The organism is Roseburia porci (assembly GCF_009695765.1).
GTDB classification, from domain to species: Bacteria; Bacillota; Clostridia; order Lachnospirales; family Lachnospiraceae; genus Roseburia; species Roseburia porci.
In genome coordinates, this window is the sequence record NZ_VUNI01000012.1 from 42122 (window position 1) to 64712 (window position 22591).

The 22591-nt window shown below is 39.6% G+C and carries 25 protein-coding genes and 4 pseudogenes; 5 read left to right on the forward strand and 24 right to left on the reverse strand.

The genetic code is table 11. The features are described from left to right. Positions 1–69: 69 nt before the first annotated feature. The 9 genes from FYJ75_RS08145 to FYJ75_RS08195 form a co-directional block, all read right to left on the reverse strand. Complete coding sequence (locus FYJ75_RS08145; RefSeq protein WP_154429960.1) at positions 70–2595, reverse strand: hypothetical protein; 2526 nt, start codon at positions 2593–2595, stop codon at positions 70–72. A gap of 190 nt (positions 2596–2785) precedes the next feature. Continuing rightward, positions 2786–3544, reverse strand: a complete 759-nt coding sequence (locus tag FYJ75_RS14440) for a hypothetical protein (protein WP_154429961.1) — start codon at positions 3542–3544, stop codon at positions 2786–2788. A gap of 174 nt (positions 3545–3718) precedes the next feature. Next, positions 3719–5983, reverse strand: coding sequence for a glycoside hydrolase family 31 protein (locus FYJ75_RS08155; protein ID WP_154429962.1), 2265 nt, complete (start codon positions 5981–5983; stop codon positions 3719–3721). A 46-nt stretch (positions 5984–6029) separates the two neighbouring features. Further along, the gene (locus tag FYJ75_RS14445) at positions 6030–7196 is read right to left on the reverse strand and encodes an N-acetylmuramoyl-L-alanine amidase (protein WP_235907042.1); all 1167 of its coding nucleotides are present in this window, start codon (positions 7194–7196) and stop codon (positions 6030–6032) included. A 913-nt stretch (positions 7197–8109) separates the two neighbouring features. Continuing rightward, the gene (locus FYJ75_RS08170; RefSeq protein WP_154429963.1) at positions 8110–8511 is read right to left on the reverse strand and encodes a DUF4368 domain-containing protein; all 402 of its coding nucleotides are present in this window, start codon (positions 8509–8511) and stop codon (positions 8110–8112) included. A 1-nt stretch (position 8512) separates the two neighbouring features. Continuing rightward, a complete protein-coding gene (locus FYJ75_RS14455; protein ID WP_235907043.1) occupies positions 8513–8896 on the reverse strand; it encodes a recombinase zinc beta ribbon domain-containing protein in 384 nt (127 codons plus the stop codon). Positions 8897–9244: 348 nt separating this feature from the next. Further along, the gene (locus FYJ75_RS08185) at positions 9245–9622 is read right to left on the reverse strand and encodes an SdpI family protein (protein WP_117788293.1); all 378 of its coding nucleotides are present in this window, start codon (positions 9620–9622) and stop codon (positions 9245–9247) included. Between the two features lie 79 nt (positions 9623–9701). After that, a complete protein-coding gene (locus FYJ75_RS08190; RefSeq protein ID WP_207708227.1) occupies positions 9702–10145 on the reverse strand; it encodes a GNAT family N-acetyltransferase in 444 nt (147 codons plus the stop codon). A 220-nt stretch (positions 10146–10365) separates the two neighbouring features. Then, complete coding sequence (locus FYJ75_RS08195; RefSeq protein ID WP_154429966.1) at positions 10366–10890, reverse strand: hypothetical protein; 525 nt, start codon at positions 10888–10890, stop codon at positions 10366–10368. A gap of 149 nt (positions 10891–11039) precedes the next feature. On the opposite strand from FYJ75_RS08195, the gene FYJ75_RS08200 reads away from it, so the two are divergent. Next, positions 11040–11219 (forward strand): CopG family transcriptional regulator, encoded by a 180-nt coding sequence (locus FYJ75_RS08200; protein WP_154429967.1) that lies wholly within the window; start codon positions 11040–11042, stop codon positions 11217–11219. 46 nt (positions 11220–11265) lie between these two features. Here the strand turns inward: FYJ75_RS08200 and FYJ75_RS08205 are convergent, their stop codons facing one another. From FYJ75_RS08205 to FYJ75_RS08260, 13 genes are all read right to left on the reverse strand, one after another. Beyond that, the gene (locus FYJ75_RS08205) at positions 11266–12579 is read right to left on the reverse strand and encodes a tyrosine-type recombinase/integrase (protein WP_154429968.1); all 1314 of its coding nucleotides are present in this window, start codon (positions 12577–12579) and stop codon (positions 11266–11268) included. A 2-nt stretch (positions 12580–12581) separates the two neighbouring features. After that, entirely contained in the window at positions 12582–13223 is a 642-nt protein-coding gene (locus tag FYJ75_RS08210; protein ID WP_154429969.1) for a recombinase family protein, read from the reverse strand. A gap of 373 nt (positions 13224–13596) precedes the next feature. Further along, positions 13597–14007, reverse strand: a complete 411-nt coding sequence (locus tag FYJ75_RS08215; RefSeq protein WP_195838973.1) for an HNH endonuclease signature motif containing protein — start codon at positions 14005–14007, stop codon at positions 13597–13599. Further along, complete coding sequence (locus FYJ75_RS08220; RefSeq protein WP_154429971.1) at positions 13982–14263, reverse strand: hypothetical protein; 282 nt, start codon at positions 14261–14263, stop codon at positions 13982–13984. Before FYJ75_RS08220 ends, FYJ75_RS08215 begins: the two co-directional genes overlap by 26 nt. Before the next feature lie 260 nt (positions 14264–14523). Then, positions 14524–15207 carry a hypothetical protein gene (locus FYJ75_RS08225; RefSeq protein WP_154429972.1) on the reverse strand — a complete coding sequence of 228 codons (684 nt, stop codon included), beginning with the start codon at positions 15205–15207 and terminating at the stop codon, positions 14524–14526. Continuing rightward, on the reverse strand, positions 15200–15337 hold the full coding sequence (locus FYJ75_RS08230; protein WP_154429973.1) for a hypothetical protein: 138 nt from the start codon (positions 15335–15337) through the stop codon (positions 15200–15202). Before FYJ75_RS08230 ends, FYJ75_RS08225 begins: the two co-directional genes overlap by 8 nt. A 2-nt stretch (positions 15338–15339) precedes the next feature. Next, positions 15340–15693 carry a DUF5681 domain-containing protein gene (locus FYJ75_RS08235; RefSeq protein WP_066866681.1) on the reverse strand — a complete coding sequence of 118 codons (354 nt, stop codon included), beginning with the start codon at positions 15691–15693 and terminating at the stop codon, positions 15340–15342. A 439-nt stretch (positions 15694–16132) separates the two neighbouring features. Continuing rightward, positions 16133–17122, reverse strand: a complete 990-nt coding sequence (locus FYJ75_RS08240; RefSeq protein ID WP_154429974.1) for a hypothetical protein — start codon at positions 17120–17122, stop codon at positions 16133–16135. A gap of 2 nt (positions 17123–17124) precedes the next feature. Further along, on the reverse strand, positions 17125–17250 hold the full coding sequence (locus tag FYJ75_RS14595; RefSeq protein WP_268878588.1) for a hypothetical protein: 126 nt from the start codon (positions 17248–17250) through the stop codon (positions 17125–17127). 23 nt (positions 17251–17273) lie between these two features. Continuing rightward, positions 17274–17570, reverse strand: coding sequence for a PC4/YdbC family ssDNA-binding protein (locus tag FYJ75_RS08245; protein WP_207708228.1), 297 nt, complete (start codon positions 17568–17570; stop codon positions 17274–17276). A 646-nt stretch (positions 17571–18216) separates the two neighbouring features. Then, a complete protein-coding gene (locus FYJ75_RS08250) occupies positions 18217–19239 on the reverse strand; it encodes a virulence RhuM family protein (protein WP_154429975.1) in 1023 nt (340 codons plus the stop codon). Positions 19240–19268: 29 nt separating this feature from the next. After that, complete coding sequence (locus FYJ75_RS08255) at positions 19269–20177, reverse strand: hypothetical protein (RefSeq protein WP_154429976.1); 909 nt, start codon at positions 20175–20177, stop codon at positions 19269–19271. Between the two features lie 271 nt (positions 20178–20448). Beyond that, a complete protein-coding gene (locus FYJ75_RS08260) occupies positions 20449–20634 on the reverse strand; it encodes a hypothetical protein (protein WP_154429977.1) in 186 nt (61 codons plus the stop codon). Positions 20635–21001: 367 nt separating this feature from the next. Here FYJ75_RS08260 and FYJ75_RS14855 point away from each other — a divergent pair. From FYJ75_RS14855 to FYJ75_RS14465, 4 genes and pseudogenes are all read left to right on the forward strand, one after another. Beyond that, positions 21002–21181: pseudogene (locus FYJ75_RS14855) on the forward strand (relaxasome subunit MobC); the annotation flags it as partial. Next, positions 21177–21338, forward strand: a pseudogene (locus tag FYJ75_RS14860) (MobA/MobL family protein); the annotation flags it as partial. The pseudogenes FYJ75_RS14855 and FYJ75_RS14860, both read left to right, overlap by 5 nt. Further along, positions 21259–21438, forward strand: coding sequence for a hypothetical protein (locus tag FYJ75_RS15000; RefSeq protein WP_456300126.1), 180 nt, complete (start codon positions 21259–21261; stop codon positions 21436–21438). The pseudogene FYJ75_RS14860 and the gene FYJ75_RS15000, both read left to right, overlap by 80 nt. Next, a complete protein-coding gene (locus tag FYJ75_RS14465) occupies positions 21411–21977 on the forward strand; it encodes a hypothetical protein (RefSeq protein WP_235907046.1) in 567 nt (188 codons plus the stop codon). The genes FYJ75_RS15000 and FYJ75_RS14465 overlap by 28 nt, the downstream gene beginning before the upstream one ends. A gap of 17 nt (positions 21978–21994) precedes the next feature. Here FYJ75_RS14465 and FYJ75_RS14940 read toward each other — a convergent pair. Both FYJ75_RS14940 and FYJ75_RS14865 read right to left on the reverse strand, forming a co-directional pair. After that, positions 21995–22117: pseudogene (locus tag FYJ75_RS14940) on the reverse strand (NUDIX domain-containing protein); the annotation flags it as partial. Positions 22118–22378: 261 nt separating this feature from the next. Continuing rightward, a pseudogene (locus FYJ75_RS14865) lies at positions 22379–22555 on the reverse strand (cytidylate kinase family protein); the annotation flags it as partial. Positions 22556–22591 lie beyond the last annotated feature (36 nt).

Genomic DNA, 22591 nt, shown 5'->3' on the forward strand with positions numbered 1-22591 from the left:
ACGCCATAAAACGCAGTAATCCTGGTTTTATGGCGTCATTGCCTTATCTGTTGTTTCTTAAAGCATATCCTATTTGTCCAGATATGTAAAGAAAATATTTCCTGCGGAAGCAAACCACTGGTTCGCTTCCTCCTGTCCCATTGTCTTTGTTGCTCCGGAATCCGGGTCATAATAAGAAATCGAATCTGAACTGTATCCGGTAATCAATACTGCACTGTTTGATCCGGTCATTGCAAATACCGGTTTCTGGCAGCTTACATAGAATATAATCTCTTCCACCGTGCATCCGGTCAGATCAAATACTACTGAATTTTTCAATGTATTCTCTAAAACCTGCTTCGGTGTGTATCCCTGAGCAATCAGATCCGTAACACTGATTCCTTCTCCTTCACGCACAAGCATTGCACTGATGCATTTAATGATGTTCTCTGATCCTGCATCGCTGTCTGCCGGTGCAATATCCGTAAAAGCTGCCTGATAGTTCTTTCTTGCTCTCATCCAGACATATTGCTGTTTTTCGTCGATCACGACACCAAGGTCTTCGTTGGCCTTTCGGATTGCCTCAGAAATACTGTCGGTAGCAAGTGTTACATCGCCTTTTGCATAGACATAATAACGTTTATTATCTTCGGTCTTAAGCTCAACTGTCGGCGTCTTTGAAACGATCACTTCCTTTGGTGTAATCAGTTTCATATTCGAATCTTCCGGTTTATTTTTCAGTGCGATCTGGACCTGCGTCTGATGCTCATCCACAGATGTTGTTTCAATAGATGCTACCGTGTCTTTATCAGCTTCCCGGTTCATAATGCTGTCCTGCCCTGCTGATGTATATTGTCCATTGGAGCCAGTGATCAGATTCACTGTAATGGTATATCCTTCCACCGTGATATTTCCAATAAACGCTCCCTGTGGCGCATATTCTTTCAGAATACTGTCGCTTCCTTCTGATGTATCCATGATCTTTAATGATTTCATCGGGAATGTTGTATTACCTGCAGCATCAACAACTACATCCGATGCATTGGCAATTCCATACACAAAGTCCTCATCAATAAATCCAAGCGGACGCAGATACTCTCCATCATTCTCCTGAATATCCGATGTTGTTCCCGTTTTCAGGTCCATCAGATGGATGACAGGGCTGGAATACTGCTCATTTGTATCGACCCACGCAAGATAGCGATTCGAATCTGAAATCGTATAATACCCATCTTTCAGGTCTGTAACAACAGTCTTCGAATCGAGTGAATTCAGATCGATCTGGTATGCATTCCCTTCTAACATCAAATAGATCTGGCTTGTATCATTCTCATACATCAACTGTCCCATCTCAGCCTGTAATATCTCATAGGATGCCTTTGATGGAATAAATGCCTCTTCTTCCACAGTATGTGCAAGTCCGTCATAATGGTAAACTCCCACGCCTGTTTCACCTTCGTGATTTCCGCGGTTCATATAGCCATATACGACAAAATCAATACTTCCCGCTTCATCGATCCGGACGATTTTAATGTCATGTTCGCCATAATTCTGCCGCTCATCTATGCCCTCGAGTTCACGGAAGCTGAATACCGGAACGATCTGATTATTCGCCACATCACAGCTCCAAAGCTCACCTTCCTGCACAAAAGCAATTGTATCTCCGGATTCATTGACCGAATATTCCACTTCTTTATCCCGGATACCAAGCTCAAGATCACTTTCGGAAACAAATTTATTCTCTCCACGGAAGATCTGATTCGTTGTACGTTCATAATTGAGGACATACATTCTGGAATCCACTTCCCGCAGTCTGAAGTATTCTTCTACATTATAATATTCTGTCTCTCCAGATTCATTCACCGAAGAAAGCACATAATCCATCGTGATCACATTATAAGAGTCGTTCAGTTCTTTGAATGAAATCTCCGGGTCGGATACCTGCTGTCCTTTAAAATCTCCCCATGTGATCTGATTGATCGTACAGGTCAGATCCACATAGTTCAGATTTGTGGAATCACCGGTTGTCGCATCGATATAGCTCATGAAATAATTATCAGAGTCTTTGCGAAACGTATTGTCATGAAACTCTTTTGCAAATGCCAGACAGTCTGCTGTATTGTAATCGGTCGTCTGCATCACTCTGGTATAATAATATATCGGATTATCGTCTGCGTTCAGTATCATGGTAAGAACATATTCTTCGTCTTCTTCAAGAATATTCTGAAGCTGTATCTGTGCTTTTAACGTCTGTCCATCCGTTGTAAAATCACTGACTTCGCCATCTGCAACCAGGCGCGATCCATCCATGCTCCGCACTTCATAAGAAAGCTTTTTCACATTATATCCGTATGACGCAATGGAAATATCCATCATGCGGTCATCCCCAACCGGCAGTATACTGTCTCTCATCGCTGTCTCGTCCATTTTCTGAACATATCCGTGAAGTCCGTTGATCTGTGTTCCGTCCGATGTAAAATACAGAACCGGCAGCGTTGCCTCCGGCATACTGGTCGTCAGATCTTCATTTGATTTATTGGTAAATATACTAAATGTAATAACAGCCCCGATAAATATCACAACCAGAATCAGGGGTTTTATCCATACTTTCTTCATTGTGCACCTCATGCATATGTAATCTATCTTATCCCATTCTGCCGGTCATCCTCCATAAAACAGATTCTGACCGGCAAAGGTATCTTTTTATCCTTATATACTATACAAAAGAATCGTTAAAAATGCGATAGCTTTATTGTAGAAATTTTTGTTAATTTATTCAACCATTATTTTCCATACTTTTGGTCCATTACCACCACCGACGGCATCTGCGGTTTCTGCAGCGTCTGCGATACATCTCATCATTTAAAAGTACTCCAACCAATCCCCACATCGGATCATTATGTCCTGCCCCCCATCCTGGCGGAGGTGGTGGCGGCATCCCTGGTCCCGGTCTTCCCGGAGGCGGTGGTGGCATGCCCGGTCCTGGTCTTCCCGGTCCTCTCTGCTGCATACATACTTCGACCGCCTGTGCTCTTACCGGCATCGGTGGAATCTGTCCTTCCGGAGGTGCAAACCATTCCCTCTCTGTACATTCCATGCGAAGTGACGGGGTCTGCTGCCGGTCTATTCCGCCTTCCGATACAGGCATGCGTTCTCTCTGTGGATTCTGATTCTCTCCCGGCTGCATCTGGTTCTCATCGACAGAACGCATCCGTTCATTCATCTCCTGAGGATTCCGGTTCTGATTTTCCTGTCTTGGCTGTATCACCGGAGGTTCTTCCGGTCTTTTTATGATTCCCTCCTGAATCAGTCTCTGATATATTTTATCAACGATTTTCTCTAACATAAGCCGGTCAGGGAATTCATCATACATCATGCTTCCCTGATATTCCAGTTCATCGCACTGATTTTCCACACAGATCAGTATTTTTTTTACTTCTCTGGGATAAAGATCCTTCATCCGCTGCATATCCCTTTCATACTCCATCTCCGTTTCATACAGATTCTGCATCGGATATGTCATATAAAAAGGCGTTTTCATTGTAGATTCCTGATTATGATCCACTTAACTGCTCCCAAATATCATCTATATAGCTTATGATTCCACAGTCAAAATGTGTATATCATTTTTGCCGTGGGCATTCAAAACCGGTGCTCCGTTTCATGAATGGCAGATGCACAAAACCGGAATTGTACATCTCTGTGCAATTCCGGTCTGATGATTATCTGTAATTCAATTTTATGGAAGTTCGCTCATGATCGGATCTACATAAATGGATAAATATGTTGGATAATTCTCATGAAGCATTGCTGTTGTTACATTTCCAGCCTGATCTTTTGCAAACTGATACAGGTTGTACTTTCCGTTCTCATATGCATAATCGGTTCCATTGTCCTGATAATGCTGATATACAGCGACACCAGGTGTTGTGAGCAGATGAAGGTCTGTGTACGCTTTTTCCCCTACATACTGGTTGACCTGATAAGTCGGGATAATGCTTCCTGCTTTCAGATAGATCGGACACACTTCAATTGGCGCATCCCGAAGAATGTATTGTTTTCCCTGAAGCATCTCACCGGTCCAGTAATCATACCATACGCCTTCTGGCAGATAGACCATTTTTTTGGTTGCTCCCTGTTCCAGAACCGGTGCAACAAGCATCTGCTCTCCGACAAGGAACTCTGTATTCAGATTGCGCACCTCCGGATCATCTGCATAATGCAGTACCAGAGGACGCATAACTGGAAGTCCCGTCTGCTGTTCCTGATAAAACAGATCATATATATATGGAAGGAAACGATAACGCAGCTCGATGTATTTGCGGTTGATATTTACCACTTCCTCATCAAACTGCCATGGCTCCTGACGTTTGGAACCTTTGCAGGAATGGTTTCGGAATAAAGGTGAAAAGCAGGCAGCTTCTACCCATCTGCAAAGCAGCTCTGGTGTACAGTCTGCACCAAATCCTCCGACATCTGCACCACAGAACGTAAATCCACTCATTCCAAGGTTACATAACTGAGGAATCATCATCTGCAGATGTGACCAGAGACTCTGATTATCGCCAGTCCATACTGTAGAATATTTCTGAGTGCCCGCATAGCATGCACGTGTGATCACAAATGGACGTTTTCCAGTAGCTTCCTTAATTCCCTCAAAAGCAGCCTTACTCATATTATGTCCATAAACATTGTGGATCTCGGCATGTGTTGTCTCTCTTTTTTCATCACGGAACCGTACATCCGGTGGAAGTTCTCCCCGGAAGCTTGCCGGCTCATTCATGTCATTCCAGATTCCCTGGGCTCCCATATCCAGAAGTTCTTTATGATGTCCAGCCCACCAGTCACGAACCTCTTTTCTTCCAAAGTCAGGATATACGGATTCGCCCGGCCATACTTCATTCACATAGACCTTTCCGTTTGCATCTTTCGCAAAATACTCCCTGGAAACACCTTCCTCATACATAAAGTAGCCCTGTTCTTTTTTCGTTCCAGGATCAATGATCGTTACCGGCTTATAGCCAAGCTGTTTCATACTGGCAAATAATTCGCCCTTTTTGCCATAATCTTTCTCGTTCCATGTAAACACTTTAAAATGATCCATATAGTCAATGTCAAGATGTATGACATCACATGGGATTCTGAGATCTCTGTATTTCTTGGCAACTTCCATAATGTCATTTGCAGACATATAGCCCCAGCGAGACTGCTGATATCCAAGTGCCCAAAGCTGTGGAAGCGGTGTTCTTCCGGTCAGATACGTGTAATTTCCGATCACGTCCGCCATTGTATCTCCACCAAGAATATAATAATCAAGATTGCCATCATCTGCTGCATAGTAAAAATAGCTGTCGGATTCTTTTCCAAGATTCATATAACTATGGAATGTATTGTCAAAAAACAATCCATAGACACAGTCTTTGCGCAGGCAGATCAGGAATGGAATGGATTTGTAAAGTGCATGGAAATCTTCTGTGTGCGCCTGCGGAAGATCCGAATTCCAGTTCTCATATTCATAATGTCTTTTATTTAAAAATCCACTCTTATCACCCAGTCCATAGAAACAATCCTCCGGATCAAGTGCTTTCACTGTCTGAACAGCATAACTGTTCTGATTGATACCGGAAGCATCATGCCCCTCTGCAGCGAGAAGGTCGATCATCTGCTGATCCATTGCCTCCTTTTCCATTCGATCCCCACGATAATCTGCCATCAGAAGATGGTTCTTCTCATCATACACTTCCATGTAAAACTCATCTTCAATCTTGAGTGTCAGACGGTCTGTCCGAATGATCATAACATTCTGGAATTCCTCTACCGAATAATCGACAGGGACAGATTTATCCCCTTCGATGGCCTGTGATTTATAATCTTCCATCCAAAGCGGAACAAGAACACGGACGATATCATCCCTGATAAACTCAAGAATAACATCTTGATTCTCAAAATGTATCCGCAGTTGGTTATCTGTCTGTTCATAAGAAAGCTTTTTCCCAAAATTCATAGTTCTACCTCTTTCCATTTCTCTTTATCATGTACGCAGATTCTTTTTACTGGAAATAAGAATCTACACCGTTTGCAATCCCCTGTACCATGTTCCACTGATAATCACTGTTCTCCATATTCGTATCATCAGATGGATTGGTCATATATCCAAGTTCTAATATAGTAACCGGCATATTACACCAGTTAATTCCCGTCATTGTATCCGAGGTTGTCACACCGCAATTCTTCATTCCCGTTGTATTACAGTAATCATTTAAAATACACTGGCTGAGCCTTATACTGTCAGCAGAAAGATCCGCCACATAAGGATTTGATGCAGATGGTGCAAGTGCAAGCGCCCCATTCGCAGAAGAGCTGTCCGCCCCATTTGCATGGATTCGGATACAGATATCTGCACCTACGGAATTCGCATACTCTGCCCTCTCTTTGTTGCTGATATTCACATCATGACTGGTTCTTGTCATATATACGGTGTAACCACGATTCGTAAGTTCTGTCTGCAGCTGCTGTGCAATCGTTAACGTCAGCTGATATTCGTATACCCCTGTCGTTGTTCCATGTGTTCCTCCGGTAACTCTTGCCTTCATCGTAGATGAACCCGGCCCATTCGGTTCCTGTGCACTGTCTCCCTGTGACTGATGTCCGGCATCGATCACAACCACCTGTCCATGACCATTTCCGCCGCCACTGGAATACACTCTTGTCACATTTCCAGCACCTGCAGCGTTCTGCCCCTGATCCGGTTCTTCCGTTGTTACATAATCCATTGTGACAAAACCGCGGCTGCCATTATATTCTACATACGCCCATTCCGGAGAATCTGCAACTCTTTTTACTTCTGTCGATTTTGGAATAATGTCAAGAATCTCTGACTCAGCATTATTCTCTCCTCTTAAATTCACATTCGTTGTTACCCATACTGTATCATCTGTCGCAGAAAATCCCTGTGGGATTCCATTCGCATCCAGCACAACACCCTCCGCCTGTTCGGTTTGCTCTGTTTGCTGTGTTTCCTCCGGCGGCTCTGTTACTTCTGTATTCTCTGCTTCCTGAGTGGTATTTTCGATCTGCTCTGTCATCTGTGTTGACGTTTCCTGATTTTGGTTCTGCTTCTTTGTATTGTCATTGCCACACCCTGCTGCGCACAAAGTAATCATTAACAACAGTACACAAAGAATGGCACTTCCTGTTCTAATTCTTCTTTTTTTCAAACTGTTTCTCCTGCTTCTAATTTAATTGTTCCAGATTGGATGTTTTTCTGTACATATTCTATCAAACCATTACAGATTTTTAAAGTACAGAATAGTTAATTCGTATTACATTCACAGAATTTATGTATACAAAAAGGACGCAGGATTTTAGTCCCACGCCCTCAAAACAATCCAGCTTATCCGTCCTATAATTTTAACTGGCACTATTTTTCTTTCCACGTCAAAAGTAATAATGAATTTATTATTACAAGTACAGATCCCGCATTATGCACTAAAGCACCTACTACCGGATAAGTTTCCCCACCAGCAAGAGCCGCACACGAAAATGTTGTTATAACCTGAAATATCATCCAAGTATTTCTTCAATTCCGGTCTTGCATTTTCCTTTAGTTCCTGACTTGCTTCCTCGGTACATTTGTGATAGTCTTTGGAATACTCATTCACAGCCTCAACCTCAAAAAGATCTCCGCCTGCTGCTCATGTTCTTTTCCTTTTGATGGCTTTATCATAATTCAATTACACTTCTTAATCGAATCTTTATTCTTATCATATTGATAATTATAACTAGTCATTATATAGTGAACTTATTTCTCAGGTTAATAAGGTATGTGCTATGAAACTTATATGCAATATCGGGAATGGAGGAAAATGTATGCTGCTGCGTCAAATAGAGTATTTTTAGGCAGTAATTGAAAATGGAAATTTTTATATTGCTGCCGAACAGTGTCATGTATCTCAATCTGCTATTTCTTAACAGATTAAGAAATTAGAGGAGGAACTTGGGGGTAGAATTATTAGAAAAACACAACCGGACTTTTTCCCTGACTTCGGCTGGGGAACATTTCTACAGAAAAAGCCTTGTTATAACCGCAGATATAAAGCAAATGATAAGAGAAACCAAACGCATGTTTCATTATCTAAGGGTTATTTCTGGGACAAGTCTATCCGACTGCCTCAGATAGCTCTTTTTCTTTTGCTTCTTGTTCCGCCTGTTCACGCTCTTTTCTACGTCTCCAATAGGTACCGGGTGTAAGCTCAGGCATTGGGATATCCAGCTTTCTACATACTTGAGATAAATATCAATCTGCTGGATTCTGTCGCCGGTAGATTTGTCCGCTTCGTGTACCACGATTTTATCTACAAATTCATGAATCATAGGAGTAGTAAGCTCTGTGAAATCTGTGTATCGGTGTACAAGTTCAATAAACTTATCTACATTTTCAGCATTCTCCTGATAGTCATTCAAAGCTTTTTCTAAAGTATTTACTGATAATTCCAATTCACTTTGTTCTGCTTCGTAATCAGCTAAAAGCATTTCAAACCACTTGTCGCTTAATTTCCCATTCACATATTTTCTTGATGAGGGTATTTAATTCGCTGATACGTTTCTGCTCTCTGGCAAGACGCTTTTTCAGTGCCTTAGCTTCGCTCTCCTGTTGAAGTTCTGTAGCACTACGAACCTTTTCGATAAACTCTGCTTTATGTTCCATCACATAAGTGCGGGTAGCTTTGATAACTTCCAAAAGCAAATCACGGATAACATCCGTGCGCACATGATGTTGTGTACATCTGTTTTCAAATTTGCTCTTCGCCTTACTGTAAGTGGAGCAGGTGTAATTATCCTGTGCGTTGGTGTACTTGCCTGTAGGATTACCGTTTTTGTCCTTCTTTTCATAACCGTTCGTGCGATGATTGAACATCTTGGCACCACAGTCGGCACAATAAACCAGTCCGGTCTGTCGAAATTGGTTCCCGAACAGCCATCATCTGTATAATGACGCAAATTGGTAAATCCCTGTTCGGTTGCATATTTCTCCTGCATTTTCTTCTGGTTTATGATACTGTTGCTGTCACCGCTTTGCTCATCATCACGGGATAATCTCTCGTAGAGTACAGTGATTTTGTTTAGTTCTGGTTGTTTGGTTTTCATAAGATTCTCCTTTCAAAACAAACAACCAGCTTATCTGTGGTTTTATTCTACCACGAATAAGCTGGTTTGTGTAAAAATATCAAATTTCCTGTCTGTTGTCATTTTGACAAACAGGAAGTTATCGCTTTGTTCCATCCTCATTGAAATTGTTTTTTAATGACTTTTCCGTCGGGAAAATAGAGCCTATTAAAAATACCAGTTGTATTACAATGATAATAATGCTTAATATTCCTATTGTATCATCACTTGCTCCATAAAAAGGAATATGTATAAGCATTGTAGGTCCCAACAGACCAATACCGACTTTCCACCAAAGTTTTCCTGCATGGTCATGTGCAAATCTCCAAGTATCCATATTTATCATTGACATCTTAGTTCGGTATCCCACAACTCCATTGATCTTCTTTGGACAATGTTTCCACATCATTCTGCCCGCAATTATCATAATCGCTGGAATAAGACAATCACATATCAAAATAAACCACCAAAACCACATACTATTTTCTCCTCAAATACCGATTTTTCATTTTCTGCCACTTCCCGCTAAGCTGGAAGTTGACTAATTCTTCATAGAATTATGTATCAATTCTATTTAATACATGAATATTTTTATTTCTATATACCAAATCATCTCTATCTACAAATCCAATATTCTCCCAAAAAACATTTCCTATAACATTCTTTTTAAAAGCAACCAAAGCTACTTTATTTATGCCTTCTTTATCTAAAGCAGATATAGCACAATCAACAAGTCCTTTTGCTATTCCTTGATTTCTATAAGCTGGTAAAACAGCAGTATGATGTATATATCCTCGTCTTCCGTCATGACCAGCCATAATCACTCCAATTATCGTACCATCACATTCTGCTACAAAACTTGATGTAGGGTTACGTCTTAAATACTTTTCAATACCCTCTCTGCTATCATCTGTTGAATTTAATCCCATTCCTGGAGTATTAACCCATAAATTATATACTTCATCATAATCTGCTATTGACATTATTCTAATATCTATCATCGTAGTTACCTCCACAAATACCGATTGATCAAATTCATAAAAGATTAACAGGCACTCGCCCTATCTCTCCATAACTCTCCATAAGTGTTACCCGTATTACCTTTTTGGGATTTCTACTTTCCCTAACTCGGCCTATCACTCCATAGCACTCCGTAAGTTTAGTATTACGATAGTATAAAGAAAAGCCTTAACCATTCATTCGTGGTCAAGGCTTTCGTTTTTACTGTATTTCTTCTATTTCGCCAGTATCTTTGTTTACATGGTATTCTTTAAGAAGCATACCGCTGAAAAGCAATTTTGCGTCATGTTCTTCTTTGTCAACATATTCATACACAGACACATCAAGCAGATTTCCCATGACAGAGATTTTAGTTGTTGTCTTGTAATTGAAGTTGACTATTGCATGGATTTCATCATCGCTCTTGAAATACTCTTTGTAGTAGTCCAAAGCATAGTCCTGCATTTCAATGTTTTCTGCGATTGAGGCAATTCTCCAATTACCTGTCACATCATTAGGAACATTGGTAACCACAAAGGAAATATCATCTTGTGCTGTGCTTTCGTTTTGCTTTTCCTCTGTCTGCTGTTCTGCTGAACTGATAGTGTCCTTTGCTCCGTCCTCAACGCTGTCTTTTGTTACAGTATTTCCGAAGATAGCGGCCAGAATAACGACAACGATTACCCAAAACCACCACTTCTTGAAAATCGGCTTTTTGACTCCGTTTTTGGTTGCTTTATCTTTCATAATGCCATACCTCCAAGTTTTGGTTGATATTAGCATTATAGCAGAGTGTAACACAAAAGTACAGTATAATTTTAACTCACTATTGTGTCATAGTTTTATGTGCCTTGTCAATACTATAATGTAATTAAAATCAATGGAGGAATTGCATTATGGAGAAATTTATCGTAACACCTAAAGAAGATAAATCTGTCACCATGACAATACGCATAGATAGAGCCTTGCAAGAGGAATATAACGATTTAGCAGTTAAGACGAATCATTCTCGTAATGAACTAATCAGCATGGCTTTGCAATATGCCCTTGACCACATGGAATTGAAAGATGAATGATGACTAAATGAGAGCCTTTGGATTTTGTCCTCTGGCTCTCAATTATTTATGCGTTCAATCGTAAGAACTCATTTACCTTTGTTGCTACTTCCTCTTGCTGTTCCTCAAAGCTATGAGCATAGATGTTCATTGTAGTGGAACAGGTTGAATGTCCTAATGTCTTTGATATTTCAATGATGTTGACTTCCAGATAATTGAGCAGGGTAGCACATGAATGTCTCAACCCATGAAGCGGAATAATCGGTAATTCCTCTAATCCCTCGGCCTTTGCTTTATCTGGATTATTCTGCACCCATTCATTATAGCGGTGTAAATGCTTTGTGAAATACTGATAAGGTGTTGTATGCCCCATAAGTTTTCCGTCTGCTTGAATGAATAGATTACCGCCATTGCTCAAATCGCCTTGCCATGCAGTACCATGACTAAATCGTGTCTGTATGTACTCAAAGTGATACTGCTTCAAAAGTGGGATTACATCATCTGGAATAGATACCTTTCTGACAGATTTCTTTGTCTTAGGTTCTTTATAATCAAATCCGTTTTCCGTCATACCCACCGATTTTGAAATAGAGATTTTCTTTTCCTTAAAGTCAATGTCATTCCAGTGCAAAGCAAGTGTTTCGCCTTTTCTGAATCCACAGAACAATGAGAGGGTAAAGAACACTTTGTATTGTGTAGGCACAGTATAGGATTCTGTGTACTCATTCACATAGTATGGTTTACCTGTATCATCAATACGCTGATGGCCTTTGTAGGTTACCTCGTATGACATATCCAGAGATTTCATAAACATCAATGCTTGCTTTGGAGTAAAGAACTTTAAGCCCTCGTCCTCGTCTTTTCTCTTTGGTTTTTGTGCGTCTTGGCAAGGATTGTTCTCAATCATGCTGTAACGCTTGGCTGTCTTAAAAATCAGATTCAACACATTAGCAAATCTCTTTATTGTACCTGCGGAATAATCGTCAACCAGAGTTCTATAAAAGGCTTCAATGTGTGGTGTTTTGATATGAGCAATCTTGTTTCCCTTAAAGTAGGGAATAATTCTGCTTTCCAAAACCTGTTTATATCCTGCATAGGTACCATAAGCAATGTTATCTTTAACACTCTCAAGCCATTTGTATGCAAAATCTTCAAATGACATTTTTTCTGCGTTGTAGTCGTAGCCATATTTCAGTTTATCTTCCATATCCATGGCATACTTCTTCGCTTCTCGTTCTTGTTGTTTGGGTGTTGCTGACTGATTGACTGAATATGTAAGATTCTTAACCAGTTTGTTTCCCTTTTTATCGTATCCTTGACAGATAACTATGCGATAAACAACTCTACCGCTTTTGTACTCAACTCTTTTAACAGATGCCATTCTTAACACCCTTTCTCAATTTGATTTTTGTAACGATAGAAGGTAGGCTTCGTCATACCTAATTCTTTCATCAGTTCAAATGGTTTCTTTTCCCCTTGCTGTACTAAGCGATAGTGGGTAGCAAATTCTTCAAGGTCCATAACTCTTGGTCTGCCATAATCGTCCCATTCTCCACGAGCCTTTTTCTGTTCAATGCCTTCTCGCTGTCTTTTCTCTTTTTTCTCAATTTCAGCCTGTGCCATACTTGCATACAACTCAATCATCATATTATTGATAGTCTCTAACATCATACGAGCCATTGAGTTTTCCATAGCTGACAGGTCAATCAATGTTGTGGGCAATTCTAACACCATAACACGAATACCATTGTCCTTAAAGAATCGTAATTCCTTTAGTGTGGCTTCCTTGTTTCGTCCTAATCGGTCAAGCTCTGTGACGATCAGCACATCACCACTTTCAAGGATTTCATCTTTCAGCATTGTGTAGCGTGGTCGGTTGAAGTTCTTTCCTGTCTGTTGGTCTGTGTAGACCTTGCCCTTATACAGAGAAATTGCATTATCAGCACAATACTTGGTGAGTTCTGCAATTCCTCTGTCTAAGTGCTGGTCCTTTGTGCTTGTCCTGTGATAAGCTACATATTTCATTCAGACACCCCCTTATCGTATAAATCACAGTTTCCACCATCAATAACGGTAGAGGGCTTTTCTTCGTACATCTCACATTTAGAAACATTGCATGGCATATTCGTATCGTCATATTTGTATAGGCAATCCGTACACACCAAATCAGCGTTTCTGATAAGCTCAAACTTTAGCTTGTCATTCTTAAACTTATCGTTCATCTGAACACCTCATTTCTTTATCGAACATCTGTTCGTTTCTGATTTAATCATATCAGGCAAGTCTCAAAAAGTACACACTTTTTATGAGAATAATCAAAAGTTTTTACGCATACTTTCTGATACTTATTTAAGGTTTCATTTGCATGGTTTCAAAAAGTATAAATTCTGATACCACATCAACAAGCGGCCATTTTTCTCTTTTCTTGCCAGTACCTTTTAACGCTTTCGCTCCGTCTAATGGAAGCACTTCCATAATGAATATTCTGTTTTGGTGTGACAACTTCAAGATTCTCAATACAGTTATTTGTTTTGTCCTCGTCCTTATGATTGATTTGCATACCCTTTGGAATAGGACCAACATGAGCCATATACACCAAGCGATGAACCAAAGTCTGTTTATACTCATTTTCATCATTGTATAAGGGAACTCTTACATAACCAGAACTATTCTTATTTGGCTTTAAGATTTTGTCATTGTCGATACTGTAAACCTGCCCGTCAGTAGAAATAAGATACCTTGAAAATCCCTCTGCCTGTTCCCATTCAACAGGGGTATTGCTTTTATGCTGTGTTGCTCTCTTTGTCATTGCTCTCAACCTCCGTTTCGCCGGTATTGAGAAACTCAATGAATTTATCCACATTCACAAGAAACTTATTACCGGACTTAATATGCACGATTTTGTTCTGTTTGCACATCTGCCAAAGTGCTTTATATGAAATACCAGATTCATCTGCAAGAGTCTGTAAAGGCACCATACGAGGAATGCGTACATCTGATACAATAAAGTTAAACTCCTGCTCTGGTAAAGTGTTCGTATTGTTTGCATTATTCTTCTTTGCCATTTTTGTATTCTCCCTTTCGATTAGGGACACGAATACAAATTCATCTGAACTATTGTATTGTTGTCCATGTTTTTGTGTTTGCTCCATCTGGACAACTGGACTATTCTTTAGTGACCGATTTATTTTATTCTCAATTTTATGTTTATCCCCAGAGGTTCTCTGTTGACTTCTGGTGAACTTTTATCCTATACCATAGGAATACATTACCTTATGACTTCTGATTCAATCTGGACTATCCTGTGTTATTCTGAGATTATCCTTTATGCTGTCTGTTCGTCTGGATTCCATGCGGAAGGCTTCTTAAACGCATTGACCTGTTTTTCAATGTTTCTAAGGTGGAATCCCTGCATATACACAGAAGCAAGCCCCTGTTCAGCTTCTTTCAGTTCAGATTCTTTCAATCTGTCAAAAGCCTGTTCAGCAGAAGATTTACTACCCTCAAAAGCACGCTCCCTAATCTTTGCAGATACCATATCAGCATAAGCAGGATATTTAAGCAGTTCCAGAACAGCCTTGCTACCGATAACACCAGAATTGATAGAATCTGTCAAAACCTTAGTAATACGGTTTGCATGATTGCTGTTCATCACTTTAGGCATCTGAGACATAAGCTGAAGTGCTTTGCTCTGTACTGCCTGTGTATCGTCCTTTTCATTTGCATAGTCATAACCACGATTGCGGATTTCCTCAACTCTGTTATTCATACGGTCATACACAAAAGCATTTTCAGCAACCATATCCTGCAATTTGCCCTGGAGTTTTTCATAGATTTCATTTACCATGTTCTTATCTACACGCTTATACACAGAAATAAAATCTCTGACGCTTGCAACCAGAATACGCACATCATCAATGGTCTTTGTTTTTCTGAACTGTTCAAGCAGTTTATTGTAGTTCTCAACGATAGTCAGTCCGTTGTTTGCAATAGTATTGACCTTAGCCATTTTCTTCTTCCTCCCATTCGTTATTTTCGTTTTCGTCTGACACAATCACAAATCCTTGTTCCTTGTAGAATGTATCATACGCGCCTTGCGTTACCTCTGTGGTAACTGTTCCGTTTGTAATCTTTACCATAATTATTCGTCCTCATTTTCATCTGGGGCATTGTTCCATTCATCTTCCCAGTCATCTTCGTTCCAGTCCTCGTTTTCTTTACCGTATGGAACAATCCTAATCACAGTAGGAGCAGTATCTTCTGTACCGTCTAAAAGAAAAGCAGTATTTGCACCATAAGCCTTGTCAATGATGTACTTACAAGCATTGAATCGGTCCTTGTTATATCTGTCATTGGCAATCTGGATTATGCTTTGCAGAGCTTCAACGGTAGAAGATTTAAGCAACCTCTGAAATTGCTCCTTTTGTGATTTCTGCTCTGCGGTTTGCTTAGGTCTGCCTTTTGGATTACCGCTTTGTCCTTTAGCATAAGGCATAGAAAATCACTCCTTCCTACATATCATAGATGTTCACGCTCCTTGTTGTAGGATTCCAGTTCTCTATGAATTTCTGTTTTACTTTGTCTTGTGAGAGATGAAATAAAATCTCTTGTTTTTCCTGTATCTCTGCTTTGAGAGATGCGATTAGCATATTGTAAGCCTGTGTTCCCGTTCTGGGTTTATGCTTCAATGTAATGTCTGCTGATATGCGTTCTACCTGCATTAGTGAACACCCCCTTATTGTTAATGTACTGTTATCTGTCTGTGTATCTGTCTACTTTATAGACACTTTTTGAAATTCTTAATTCGCTCAAACACATCAAATAATGGCTTTTATACACTCATAAATGCTGTTTTACACATAGATTTTGAGTTTTGCACTTTCTTAATTTTGGGGTCGCAGGGTACCAATTATTAGTACCTTAGAAGCCCTCTTTTATAATGAATTGTGCATTTGCTTTACGGTTCGTATTACATCTTCTGGCATACCAAAATTGTTTTCACGATAATATGCAATGACCTGTTTTGACCTGTCGCCCTGTTTCTTAAACGCATACCATTTTTTCAATGCCTTGCGTAGCACCTCAACATCAACAATACATTCCTTGCATTTGTATAAAGTTTCACTAATTTCTTTACCAGAGTTAGAGGTCGTCAAACATTCAAACACCTCTTGCACACAACCATTCAGCATAGGTTTAATGTTCTTTTCGCATATATCAGTAAATGTTTCTTGGTATTGGTCAATTAGCTTTCGTAAAGACTTTCTTGTGAGAATATCCTCTAATGACATTCTATCGGCATACATACTATCGAGCATTCGTTCTAAGAATACAAACTCAACACGAATAAGGTTGCTTTCCACTAACGGATTTCCTTTATCATTTTGTTCCTTAGACTTGTTGTAAACTTTCAAACGGTAATAATGGTCTTTTCTGTATATAATGCTGTCTTGGTCCTTACGAAAGGTTTTCTTTTTGTCCCTTGCTTCCTGCGCAATAAAAGTTTTGTCAACTGATTTCTCAAACAGATTGATTACATCTTTCGGTTTGCATTTGCCCACACATTTAATAGTAATGTTGCACTCCATGCTTGACACATTCAACTGCTTTAATATCTCGTTGGAGTAATTACCTTTCATGTGCTTTTTTAAGTATGCTTTCATGTATTCGATAACCTTATCACTAATCAAATCTATCTGAATACAATCAGATAACTGAAATGGTTGAATGTTGTTTGGTCTTACTGCGTGTGGTAAATTTACATAAGCAGAGACTTTACCACCTAAGCACTCAATCCATGCAATATCTTTGCCCGATTCATTAGTTAGAGTTTCCTTTGGAAATGTTACAGTTTCCAAGCCTTTTATTGTAAGTTGCATTTGGAAGTTGATTCCGTCTGCACCTTGTAGTTTTTTCTTTCCCATTTTCACACCTCACTCATTGCTTTCTTTATGTCTTTAATCAGTGAAGCGGTTTCTTTGATGATTTCCTCAATTAAAGCAATGTAGCTTTCAGCATAATAATTTCTTTCTTCAATCTTTGCTCCGTTCATAATTTATACCTCACATTCTTTGCTCAAATATATTCATCAATGCAATTCACATCAATGCTGTTCAAGATTTCCCTTAACTTGATAAACTCTTCCTTAGAGAAAGTGATACCACGCAAAGGATATTGCAATCCGTCTCTGTCAGATACTCGCCATGCTCTAATATCAAACACAGGCTTCTTGTCGTTCCACTTTACAATCGACACTTCCTTTGAGAATCCACGAAAGCCTACCATAATAGTGTCAATATGTTCCTTTACTTCGTACTCGGTAACCTTACCAGCATTACACGCAAATTCATGCTTATTTGTTTTGTTATCCATTTTCCTTGTTCCTTTCGTTTTGTTTTTAGACAATAAAAAAGAGAAGCCAGTTAAACCTCGTCTAAAGGTAACTTTGCTTCTCTAAAGCACTAATTTATTTAATTTGACTAATCTTTTCCGACCTGTATATATTATACCACATTATTTTCTGAAAGTACATAGGCAAAATAAACTTTTTTCCTTATTTTTCCGACTATTTTCTTGAGGTCCTTTTTATATATAATCCTCAGATTAACCAGATTGACCCCAGATTGATTTTAATGGATTAACCTATATTTTATATATCCTATTCCTAAAGGTCAATTCTGGATTATCTGTGAACTTCTGATGATACCTCTTAAATAAACAGTAATACAATAGTATAAAGTTGTTATGCCTATCCACAAAATACAAAGAGAATTAAGGGCAAATAAACCGAAACTCATTTGTTCAGTTTTGCGTTGTGCAGTATGAGAGATAATTGTCATAAAAGCCTTTAACTGCAATACTTTGTTGACCTTTTCTGCCTTGCCAAAAGTGAAACTCAATGCTATGCTTTTTCTATATTGCTTGTGATGTCAGTATTACGCTTGCTGAACAAACAAGCACAATCCATAAAAAACTATTTTCTATAATTGTATCATAATCACATAATCCAGAAAAGAAATTAAATTTTCTTTTCCAATCCTTTTACTATCTTATCAAAATCAGATTCTATCGGCTGTGTCTTGTTAAAAATATCATATTCCTGATATGCTTTCTCCACTGCCTGCTTATGGGAAATACGTCCATTATCTTTCAAGATATCATATCTGCGGAACGCAAGGAACTCGTTCACGCTTTTTGAAAATTCCTCCATAGTAAAGACGTTTTCACGTTCAATCAAATCCTCTATGTAATCAAAATATCCTGTAACAGCACGTTCTAACTGACGAATCTGTTTTTCGTTCAAATAGTTTTTGGCAATCGGTGTATCCGATTTGAGAATACGACCATCAGGAGCATTTTTCCATGTGGTCAAGCCCATATTTTCCTTGGTGTGGTCAGCCTGATTATACACAATTTCAGCCGCTGTTTTACCGGTAATGGCATAATGAAATTTGTTCTGTATGGTTGCATAAAAATGATATGCAGTATCAGAATCTCTATTGTAATCAATGCTGCACTCTGCAAAGATATCGGTTATCTGTTGCCATATTCTGCGTTCGCTGGCACGGATGGAACGAACTCTTTCCAGCAATTCACGGAAATAGTCTTTTCCAAAAGCTGTTGTACCCTGTTTCAGGCGTTCGTCATCCATAGCAAAGCCCTTTATCATATATTCCTTCAAAATACCGGTTGCCCATATACGAAACCTGGTTGCCTGAATGGAGTTTACTCTGTAACCGACGGAAATAATGGCATCCAGATTGTAATAATTGGTAGGAATAGTCTGTGTTTTATCCTGCATTGCTCCGTGCTGAGTGGTTGTTGCAATTTTTGCAACAACCACTTCCTCATCCAGCTCACCGGATTCAAAAATCTTTGCTAAATGGCGGCTGATGCCCGACTTGTCAATACCAAACAATTCAGCCATGGCTTTTTGTGTCAGCCATATCGTTTCATCTTTTATCAAGGCACTGACTGTTACGTTATCATCTTCGGTTCTGTACAGCACCATTTCCATTTGCTTTGTAATATCTGTATTCATAATCAGCCTTCTTTCTTATAGCAGGTGAATTAGTTAGCGTTGTCTTTATCTTTAGCACGGCTCTTATACACATTATACTGGTTTTTACATTTACCACTGCAAAATACGCTATTAGGTCTGTTGGCAACAAAGGCTTTTCTGCAGTGTTTACATACCTTCAGTGAGGACTTTTCATCTGTAAGCATAAAAGAAAACATCATCTGCACACCCAATAGCAGAGAATGGAAATCCCAGACAATGGTAGGACGTTCAAGCAGCTCTATGTGATAGGTTGGCGCAATACCGCCAAATGCCACCATTCCCTGACGGTAAGGCTGTTTTTGCATATCATCCAGCATGTCAAAGTCCTGATAGTATAGAAAACTTGACATAAAGGTAAATGCCCAGTCCTTGAACAGTGAAACAAGCCAGTCATACCTTTCTGCATATTCTTTCTGAAAGCTCATCATTACTGCCTGCGGTTTGTTTTTCATGGTCATAATCAGTGTCATCATCTGCACATCGTCCGTATTCCAAGAAGATTCCATCCCTTTTTTCACAAAATCAATCTTATCAAAAGGAAAGAAGTACGAAAGATATTTTTCAGTGGTCATGCTTTCTTCCTTGATAAAATGATTTTTCGGCAGATAGACTGCTTCATATGTAATAAAATCCGGTGTAGTAGGAAGTGCGGTCATAAATCCAAGCAGTCCGTAACTGGTAACAAAATCCATAATGGCATTCTGCAGCTGTTCCTGTGTGTTGTTTTTGTCCATGCATATCAGTCCCAGGTTTACCGCCTTTAATACCATCTGCTCCGAATCCTTCAGCGGATTATAAAGATACACTTTCGCATCTGGTGAAGGTGTGATATATAACGTACCTTCTTTATCTTCCCTCCATTCATATTTGTCATATCGTACCCAACTGGAGCTGGTTCTCTGAAAAAGGTTACTCATAAAAGCCTCCAATCTGATCTTTTAAAATGTAATCTGTATCATCTTAAAATATATTACTATCATACCAAGCCTGTCCTGTAAGGTCAATTGGTATTTGTGATTTCCTTCGTTTTCTTATTCTTTTTATCCGTAATTAGTGTCAAGTAGGTGTCATAAAAAATATTCTAGCACCATCTGTTCCGGATTTGTAAGGGAGATGCGATTATCCACCCTGCTTTGCAGAGCCTGCATAAAGGATTTGCGGAGCTTCTTTAACATGGTGTTACGGATTTTACGAATATTTCTGTCGGTTTGTTCCCGAAACACTGCAATCATCCGGCACCAGCTCATGCATTTCAAAGGGGCAGTTATAAATGGCATCAAGGAAATCCCCTTTCATTATCTGTTTCCAGAAAACATGGCTGATGGGAGCAGGAATTACAATCTCATCCGGTGACATTCCACACTCTAAAGGCACGTCAGATCTTCCTAAGGGATTCACCACCTTTCAAAAATATTTTTCCAAAATTTGTAGAAACAGTTCCGCTTTAGATACTGCATTTCTCCTATAAGTGAAGAAGTAATCTTATTCGTAAAAAACAGATTACTTAAATTTAACAGAAAGGATTCGGATTTTATGAAGCTTTATTTTGTCCGTTGCCGCAGTCCGTCAAGAATATTTACGCCATAGCAAACGCATGTTCGTATTTCAAGAAGGAGGTGGAATTTTTATGGAGCAGACAAAAACTATGGAACAGGTAACATCCACTTTTACTAAAAAGATTGGACAGACCATCTATAAGGTAAATGTGTTTTTCGCAGAGAATACCATAGCTACTTTTGAGGAGGAGCTGAAGCGTTATGAAGCACAAAAGAAGCAGCTAGAGAAACGTAGGAAGGAGTAAGAACGAAAAATCCGTACCCATCGTCTGATTGAAATCGGTGCGGCTGTGAAGTCGGTGCTGGGAAGATGTATTGAGATTGAGGAAATCCCAAAGCTCATTGCATTTTTAAACAGGCAGGAGCGATGGAAAATCGGCAGTTGCTTCTTCTGCCTACCGTTCCGGCGAAAAGCTCACGGACGAACGCACAGGTCTTATCCATGACTTTACAAAAAAGCGTGGTGTGGTATTTACAGAAGTTTTACTTCCGGAACACGCACCGCCGGAATACGCTGACCGGAATGTGTGCTGACTGGGCATTGCATGTCGCACGATGTCCGGGGGACATCGGTTTTGCGAGGACCGGAATGGAATGGAGAACGAGAAACTGGCAGAAATGAATCGGAAGCTGCAGGCAGAGAACGAGAAGGCTCAGAAAATCTTAAAAGATGCCGTAGCAAAGACAGAGGACGCTAAGAGAATCCTTACTAAGGCACAGGCATTAAATGACACTTTTGATGAGCATGTCAGCGAAAAGGTAAGCCGTGTAAGGCGGAATATGGAATCTGATATGAAAGGCAGGCTGCAGACTGCCCTCCAAAAGCAGACCATAGCATTCGGCATCTGGACATGGGCATTCTGTTTTATCTGTATGATACAGACAGGGTATATTCTTTTTATGAATCATGATGTTACGAAAACGATTCTCCTGTGGTTCATAAACCGTTGGGAAAATTGCTGCGATACAGTCGAAATGATTTCCGGACTGTATCAATGGTGCTATGGGTATCTTACGGATTATATGCATCCTTATGTTGTGATTGCTGTTATGGTTCTTGTTTCAGTTGTGATTATAGCAGGCGGATTTTTGCTGCTCAGAAATGTATTTGACTGGATTTCCCGTTTTTTTAATGAATCCCCCTGGAAAAAGTTTTCATGAATAAATCCAAGTCTGTCAATTTCCATTTTCATCCCCGTTTCTTCAAATACCTCACGTACCACTGCTTCTTCTGCTGTTTCACCAAATTTAATTCTTCCACCTACAGAGTACATATGGTCGAAACGGTCGTTCTCTACCATAAGAAATTAGTCATCCTTCATTTAAGCTGGTTGTGTTGGTAAATTATTATGTGCCTAGAATTATCCTTTAGAAAGGGACACGCAGTGCTGATAAAGATCATGCAGTGCTTAGAATTGGATATTATAAGGGCTACCATGGCATTGAGTGATCAAAGACGTGCATTTTCTGATGCCTACAATAATAAAATTCTCGCAGAAAGTAAGATCTATATTGAACTTTCTGCGAAGAATTTGCCAAAACCCTGAAAACCTGCTTTTAACTTATTTTGTGCAATCCATTATAATTTGTTCGCACATATCATAGCCCAGCTGTGAACTGTTCAATGATATTGAATAATTGCATGCCATTCCCCACTTCTGTTCCGTATAAAAATTATAATTTGTTCTGCGTCTTTTATCTGTATCATGTATCATTTTCACAGCATCCGCTTCCGAACTCTCTGCTGATCGTAATGATTCTCTTTGCCATGACTG

Excerpts from the sequence above, each read along its gene's own strand:
- FYJ75_RS08225 (WP_154429972.1), bottom strand. The coding sequence starts at position 15,207 with ATGGCTAAGGTCAATACTATTGCAAACAACGGACTGACTATCGTTGAG.
- FYJ75_RS14455 (WP_235907043.1), bottom strand. The coding sequence starts at position 8,896 with ATGTTCAATCATCGCACGAACGGTTATGAAAAGAAGGACAAAAACGGT.
- FYJ75_RS08210 (WP_154429969.1), bottom strand. The coding sequence starts at position 13,223 with ATGAAATATGTAGCTTATCACAGGACAAGCACAAAGGACCAGCACTTA.
- FYJ75_RS08245 (WP_207708228.1), bottom strand. The coding sequence starts at position 17,570 with ATGGATAACAAAACAAATAAGCATGAATTTGCGTGTAATGCTGGTAAG.
- FYJ75_RS08240 (WP_154429974.1), bottom strand. The coding sequence starts at position 17,122 with ATGGGAAAGAAAAAACTACAAGGTGCAGACGGAATCAACTTCCAAATG.
- FYJ75_RS08220 (WP_154429971.1), bottom strand. The coding sequence starts at position 14,263 with ATGGCAAAGAAGAATAATGCAAACAATACGAACACTTTACCAGAGCAG.
- FYJ75_RS08255 (WP_154429976.1), bottom strand. The coding sequence starts at position 20,177 with ATGAGTAACCTTTTTCAGAGAACCAGCTCCAGTTGGGTACGATATGAC.
- FYJ75_RS15000 (WP_456300126.1), top strand. The coding sequence starts at position 21,259 with ATGACTTTACAAAAAAGCGTGGTGTGGTATTTACAGAAGTTTTACTTC.
- FYJ75_RS08155 (WP_154429962.1), bottom strand. The coding sequence starts at position 5,983 with ATGAATTTTGGGAAAAAGCTTTCTTATGAACAGACAGATAACCAACTG.
- FYJ75_RS08200 (WP_154429967.1), top strand. The coding sequence starts at position 11,040 with ATGGAGAAATTTATCGTAACACCTAAAGAAGATAAATCTGTCACCATG.
- FYJ75_RS08205 (WP_154429968.1), bottom strand. The coding sequence starts at position 12,579 with ATGGCATCTGTTAAAAGAGTTGAGTACAAAAGCGGTAGAGTTGTTTAT.
- FYJ75_RS08250 (WP_154429975.1), bottom strand. The coding sequence starts at position 19,239 with ATGAATACAGATATTACAAAGCAAATGGAAATGGTGCTGTACAGAACC.
- FYJ75_RS08145 (WP_154429960.1), bottom strand. The coding sequence starts at position 2,595 with ATGAAGAAAGTATGGATAAAACCCCTGATTCTGGTTGTGATATTTATC.
- FYJ75_RS08215 (WP_195838973.1), bottom strand. The coding sequence starts at position 14,007 with ATGACAAAGAGAGCAACACAGCATAAAAGCAATACCCCTGTTGAATGG.
- FYJ75_RS08230 (WP_154429973.1), bottom strand. The coding sequence starts at position 15,337 with ATGGTAAAGATTACAAACGGAACAGTTACCACAGAGGTAACGCAAGGC.
- FYJ75_RS08170 (WP_154429963.1), bottom strand. The coding sequence starts at position 8,511 with ATGCTTTTAGCTGATTACGAAGCAGAACAAAGTGAATTGGAATTATCA.
- FYJ75_RS08195 (WP_154429966.1), bottom strand. The coding sequence starts at position 10,890 with ATGAAAGATAAAGCAACCAAAAACGGAGTCAAAAAGCCGATTTTCAAG.
- FYJ75_RS14595 (WP_268878588.1), bottom strand. The coding sequence starts at position 17,250 with ATGAACGGAGCAAAGATTGAAGAAAGAAATTATTATGCTGAAAGCTAC.
- FYJ75_RS08235 (WP_066866681.1), bottom strand. The coding sequence starts at position 15,693 with ATGCCTTATGCTAAAGGACAAAGCGGTAATCCAAAAGGCAGACCTAAG.
- FYJ75_RS14465 (WP_235907046.1), top strand. The coding sequence starts at position 21,411 with ATGGAGAACGAGAAACTGGCAGAAATGAATCGGAAGCTGCAGGCAGAG.
- FYJ75_RS08190 (WP_207708227.1), bottom strand. The coding sequence starts at position 10,145 with ATGATAGATATTAGAATAATGTCAATAGCAGATTATGATGAAGTATAT.
- FYJ75_RS08185 (WP_117788293.1), bottom strand. The coding sequence starts at position 9,622 with ATGTGGTTTTGGTGGTTTATTTTGATATGTGATTGTCTTATTCCAGCG.